Origin of the sequence: Pseudomonas sp. C6002 (assembly GCF_013385805.1) — a bacterium.
In the GTDB taxonomy this organism is placed as follows: domain Bacteria; phylum Pseudomonadota; class Gammaproteobacteria; order Pseudomonadales; family Pseudomonadaceae; genus Aquipseudomonas.
Genome location: NZ_JACAPH010000023.1, coordinates 33232 through 34795 on the forward strand (window position 1 = coordinate 33232; position 1564 = coordinate 34795).

Sequence of the window (1564 nt, forward strand, 5' to 3'; positions counted from 1 at the left end):
CAGAGCGTGGGAACGATCAACAGCTCCCACAGAAGCAGCGCTACTTAGCCGATGGAAACCCCATCGCCCCAAACCCCGGCGAGCCCGACGCCAACCAGCGTCACCGAGTCCGCGCCAAAACTCAGCACGGTATCGCCCCCCACTACCTTGGCGTGGTCACGCCAGTCCGCACTGCCCTCCACGTCCCGGAACACCAGCTTGTCGGTCGGCTGATAACCAATCACCCGGTCCTGCCCAAACTGCCCGCCGAACAGAAAGGTGTTATGCCCGCTGTTGTCGCGGATCGTGTCATTGCCCTTGCCGCCCTCGATGAAATCCACGCCCTTGCCGCCCTGGATCAGGTCATCGCCATCACTGCCGATGATGAACGTGTTGCCCTTGTGCGGCTCCGCATTGCGGTTGAGGTCCTGCACCCAGGTATTGGCCCGGGCCGGGTCCGACAGGTTGGCCACGATAATCGTCGAGTCCCGGCTGGTCAGGTCGTAGAACTGCGAGTCCAGGACCCGCGTCATGCCATCCCCATACCCGGTGGGCAAATGAGAAAGCCAGGTGGGAACATTGACGATGGAAAACGGCAGGACATTCCACAGCGTCGACGCGTAGTGATCGTTGAAGCTGACGATATTGTCCGTGGTCGACTCATGGGGCTTGTCGTGCACGCCCAGTGACGAGAAGTTGAACGACGAGCCGTCCAGCGCGCGAAACACCGGGTCGTTTTCATAACCGATGTTCAGCACCTTGTCGCCGGCACTCTGGGTTGGCGAGGCATAAGCCACATAGTTGGAGTCCTTGTAGAACCCCGACCATTTATTGCCGCTCAGGTCGGCCATGCTGTTGACCGCCAGGCCACCCAGGCTATGACCGCTGACCACCACGTCTTTGCCCGTCAGGCCATGACTGCCGGCATACGCCGCGACATCCTTGAGCAAGGTGCCGAAGGCTTCGCCGGCGTAGTTTTTCGCGTAGTCCTTGGGCCCCAGCGCCGCCAGCAGGTCACTGACCAGATCGCCGATGGAGTCGCTGATCAAGGTTTCCCGAGGCCCCGAAGTCCCGCGAAAACCAATGCCGATTTCCAGCAGCTTGCCGTCGCCATCGTACTTGCCCAGCACTTCCACCTGCGCGGTGGTGTAGCCGGGCTTTTCACCGAAGAACGTGCCACGGGCGTCCACCTTGCCGCCGTAGCCCAGGGTACTGGCGCTGATGGGCGTCCAGCCGGCCTTGTTGACCGCCTCGAGGGCGGCTTTTTCCGAGTCGGGGTTCCAGGGAATCCCTGGAATAACCCCCTGTGAATCGGTGCTGCCCAGCAGCGCCCCCACCAGAGTGGCGGGCAGCCCCAGGCCAAAACCGTTGTGCTGGTAACCCACGGCAAAGCCGTTGTCCAGGTTGTGATAGGAGTACAGCGTGATCGCCATGGCATCGGCGAACAACGCTTTGGAGCCCTCGGTGCCGAGGTTTTTATAGTCGAAAACACCCATGGTATTGCCTCTCTTTTGTTGGAATTGTCGAGAAAGCCGAATCTGCACAAATGGACGATTGGAACCGGATCAATGTGGGAGCGGGCTTG

At 60.7% G+C, this 1564-nt stretch carries 1 protein-coding gene; it reads right to left on the reverse strand.

Annotated elements, in window-relative coordinates:
• Positions 1-44 precede the first annotated feature (44 nt).
• The gene (locus tag HX817_RS16130) at positions 45-1475 is read right to left on the reverse strand and encodes a lipase (protein ID WP_008433771.1); all 1431 of its coding nucleotides are present in this window, start codon (positions 1473-1475) and stop codon (positions 45-47) included.
• Positions 1476-1564: the final 89 nt, after the last annotated feature.

What these genes read in the sequence shown, in the direction of transcription:
- HX817_RS16130 (WP_008433771.1), bottom strand. Translation starts at nt 1,475, where the DNA reads ATGGGTGTTTTCGACTATAAAAACCTCGGCACCGAGGGCTCCAAAGCG.